The organism is Lederbergia sp. B243.17 (assembly GCF_057657925.1).
In genome coordinates, this window is record NZ_JBWBKF010000018.1 from 1 (window position 1) to 3,614 (window position 3,614).

At 49.5% G+C, this 3,614-nt stretch carries 6 protein-coding genes and 1 tRNA gene; 1 reads left to right on the forward strand and 6 read right to left on the reverse strand.

Annotation, left to right across the window (positions count from 1 at the left end):
• Positions 1-100, forward strand: a 100-nt coding sequence (locus AC0TWI_RS01455; RefSeq protein WP_488124311.1) for an IS3 family transposase, incomplete at its 5' end; no start/stop codon positions are given.
• Positions 101-163: 63 nt separating this feature from the next.
• On the opposite strand, the gene AC0TWI_RS01460 is transcribed toward AC0TWI_RS01455, so the two are convergent.
• From AC0TWI_RS01460 to AC0TWI_RS01485, 6 genes are all read right to left on the reverse strand, one after another.
• Positions 164-343 (reverse strand): hypothetical protein, encoded by a 180-nt coding sequence (locus tag AC0TWI_RS01460; protein WP_488124556.1) that lies wholly within the window; start codon positions 341-343, stop codon positions 164-166.
• Between the two features lie 357 nt (positions 344-700).
• Complete coding sequence (gene tsaD / locus AC0TWI_RS01465) at positions 701-1,717, reverse strand: tRNA (adenosine(37)-N6)-threonylcarbamoyltransferase complex transferase subunit TsaD (protein ID WP_488124557.1); 1,017 nt, start codon at positions 1,715-1,717, stop codon at positions 701-703.
• Positions 1,714-2,175, reverse strand: coding sequence for a ribosomal protein S18-alanine N-acetyltransferase (rimI, locus tag AC0TWI_RS01470; RefSeq protein WP_488124558.1), 462 nt, complete (start codon positions 2,173-2,175; stop codon positions 1,714-1,716). Before rimI ends, tsaD begins: the two co-directional genes overlap by 4 nt.
• A complete protein-coding gene (tsaB, locus tag AC0TWI_RS01475; RefSeq protein ID WP_488124559.1) occupies positions 2,172-2,870 on the reverse strand; it encodes a tRNA (adenosine(37)-N6)-threonylcarbamoyltransferase complex dimerization subunit type 1 TsaB in 699 nt (232 codons plus the stop codon). Before tsaB ends, rimI begins: the two co-directional genes overlap by 4 nt.
• The gene (gene tsaE / locus AC0TWI_RS01480) at positions 2,851-3,321 is read right to left on the reverse strand and encodes a tRNA (adenosine(37)-N6)-threonylcarbamoyltransferase complex ATPase subunit type 1 TsaE (protein WP_488124560.1); all 471 of its coding nucleotides are present in this window, start codon (positions 3,319-3,321) and stop codon (positions 2,851-2,853) included. Before tsaE ends, tsaB begins: the two co-directional genes overlap by 20 nt.
• A gap of 154 nt (positions 3,322-3,475) precedes the next feature.
• Positions 3,476-3,551 (reverse strand) — tRNA-Asp (locus AC0TWI_RS01485).
• Positions 3,552-3,614: the final 63 nt, after the last annotated feature.

The window sequence follows — 3,614 nt, forward strand, 5'->3', positions numbered from 1 at the left end:
GATTAACCATTATATGGTCTATTATAATAATTATCGTTATCAGTGGAATTTAAAAAAGATGACCCCTATTCAATATAGGAATCATCTTCAAACTGCTTAATCTCTTTTTTTATTGTGTCCTTGACATAGGTACCACTTTACGGACTGCTCTCCTTTTTTCAATTTAAATATGGTGATTCCACTGATTCCGTTCATGCGTCGTATAGATGGTTTCGTACTTGTGCTTATCAGCAAGATTGGCATTCAATTGGCTATGATTGATCCTCCGCCTTTTCTTTCTTTGGAAAATAAGAACGATGGGAATCAGTAGCAGCAACGGGGAGAGAACAAGCATCCATACCATTCAATCCACCCCTTTTTCTATACTATAGCATAAAGAGGGAGCCATTTATGCCCAATTATTCATATTCCCTCCTAAATGGTAGACGGATAAAGTGTATTTTGCTATCCACAAAGTTATACACATAACCCACACCGTTATGTCGCTTTTCAACTGGTTTTTCCACTATATCCACAGAAAATCATTTTATTATCCACAATTCAGCTAACAGCCTGAACCCAGCAGCAGCAAGGCCTCTGACAACTATTAAAAGTTGCCCACATCTTTGTCCACAGCTTGTTCATAGTTTGAAAAAAAACTGTTGACAAACTTCATCTTTTGCATACAAAAAAAATCGGCTGCCATAAGACAGCCGATTTTTCATGATTCAATTTCCAGGTTCGGGTGGGCATTCATATCACTGCCTGAACGCTTTCCCTTTTGGAAAAGCACTGTGCCAGCGGCTGCAATCATTGCCGCATTGTCCGTACAAAGAGAAAGGGGCGGGATGATCAATTCCACTTCCTGTATTGCTTCGAATGCATTTTCTAGAGATGCCCGCAATCCTCTGTTCGCCGCTACCCCGCCGGCGACAAGCACTTGTTTGACGCCATACTCTTTTGCTGCGCGAATCGTTTTCTCAGTAAGCACTTCGACAACACTTGCCTGGAAACTCGCCGCGACATCCTCGGGCTTCAGTTCCTCGCCGCGCTGTTCCGCATTGTGGAGCGTGTTGATCACTGCTGATTTCAAGCCGCTGAAGCTGAAATCATAAGATCCTTCTTCTAGCCAGGAGCGCGGAAAATTGAGCGTATCCTGTCCAGCACCAGCAAGGCGGTCGATATGCGGGCCTCCTGGGTATGGCAGATTCAATGTACGCGCCACCTTATCATACGCCTCGCCTGCCGCATCGTCCCTTGTCTCGCCGATCACTTCAAAGCTGCCATGCTCCTTCATGTAGACAAGCTCCGTATGGCCTCCTGAAACAACAAGGGCGAGCAACGGGAACGTCATATCGGCAACCAGCCTGTTTGCATAAATATGACCCGCTATATGATGGACGCCGACAAGAGGCACACCTGCAGCGAAACTGAGCGCCTTGGCCGCGTTCACGCCGACAAGCAGAGCCCCGACTAAGCCTGGCCCTTCCGTGACGGCAATTGCGTCCAGCTCGCCAAACTTCATGTCTGCCTCCCTCATCGCCTCTTCCACCACGATGGTGATCTGCTCGACATGATGCCTTGAGGCAAGCTCTGGCACAACGCCGCCGAACCGCTTATGGCTTTCGATCTGAGAGGCAACGACATTCGAGACGATTTCCTTGCCGTTTTTTACTATGGAGGCTGCCGTTTCATCGCAGCTCGTTTCAATTCCTAATATAAAAAGATCCTTACTCATAATTTCACCCACATTACTATTGCATCTTCCTGATTGTCCGTATAATAATTTTTCCGGATGCCGCCCTCTTGGAACCCGAGCTTCCGATAAAGGGAACGGGCTGGCGTATTGCTCACCCTAACTTCAAGCGTCAGCGTAAGAGCTCCGGTCTCGCTCGCCACCTTCATCATTTGCCGCATCAGGGCTTCCCCAAGTTTCCGACCGCGGAACTCCGGCAGCACCGCAACATTGGTAATATGTCCTTCATCGAGAACAAGCCAAACACCGCAATAGCCGGCAAGCTGCTCATCCGCATACATAAGGATATAAACGGCAAACCGGTTATTTACGATATCATTGTAAAAAGCCTCCGGCGGCCAAGGGGCACTGAACGACTGCTGCTCGATCGCAACAAGCGAATCGATATCCGCCTCTGTAGCATAGCGAAACATAATATTTCTTACCGCTGAATCCTTCATTTGTTTTTCCCCTGTTCCTCAAGCCATTTGGCCTCTGCTTCCACAAGTCTCGTATAATTCGGTGAAAAAGCATGCACGACCTCAGCAGGCGCCTCCATGCCAAGCCAGCCCAATTCTCCAGGACGCGGATTCGATTCTGCCACAGAGGCAAACGCCGCCAAGTCACCTAACTTTTCTGTGAATAAGTCTCGGTACAAAGGCACATCATTGCCGATGAAATAAACCGGCTCTCCCTGTTCAATGAGGATGTCAGCCCAATCCGCAGCCGAAATATTTTGATCTGGAATCACTGCCATCAGGTGATCCCCTTCATAGCGGTAGAGCCCCGTGTAAAGACGTTCCCGCCGGGCGTCGAATAACGGACAGATCACCCCAGGCACCCGCCTTGCCGAAGCAGCGAGTGCCGCCAAGCTGGACACACCCGAAAGCGGAACCCCGAGCGCCCACGCCATCGTCTTGGCAACCGTTACCCCGATTCGCACGCCGGTATAAGAACCCGGCCCCTGCGCCACGACAATCTTATCCAGATCAGACGGCTTTAGGCCGCAGTCGGCAAGCAGCTGCTCGACTGCCGGCATCAGGCGGACACTGTGGTTTTTCTTCAGATTGGTGCTGTACTCGGCAATCACCTTTTCCTCCGTTAAAAGGGCAACACCCAGCACATCATTGGACGTATCAATCGCTAATAGATTCATCAAAAAACTCCTTACACAAAGCTTCATACCGCTCCCCGGCCGGCACAAAAGACAGCCTTCTCCGGTCGCCGCCCAAATGCTGCAACCGGATGGTCAGCCGATTGGAAGGCAGCTGCTCCTCAATTAAATGGGCCCACTCCACAACCGTCGCCCCGTCTCCGTAAAAATACTCATCAAATCCGAGGTCCTCCGCTTCATTTTCAACCCGGTATACATCCATGTGATAAAGCGGGATACGGCCCTTGTATTCTTTTATGATTGTAAAGGTCGGACTGTTCACATTCCGCCTGATTTCCAAACCGGCGGCAATCCCCTTTGTAAACGCAGTCTTCCCCGCTCCGAGATCCCCCTCAAGCAACAGCACATCCTGCGCTTGCAGCATACGGCCAAGCTTCCTTGCCAGCTCATGGGTCTCTTCCGGGCTCTTCGTTTCCATTTCATATAGTGGCATGGTAATCTCCTTATTCTTTTTACAAAAAAACCTTAGGAACAGTGCCCTAAGGAATCAGGTTCAACCAATATCATACTAAATCCACGATCAATTCGCAAAAACAAAAAAACGAAACAAGTCCGTTTCGTTTTTAAAAGGATGGTAATGTAAAGAATGGCGGTCCCGACCGGGATCGAACCGGCGATCTCCTGCGTGACAGGCAGGCATGTTAACCGCTACACCACGGGACCTTCGATTGCGGGGGCAGGATTTGAACCTGCGACCTTCGGGTTATGAGCCCGACGAGCTGCCAG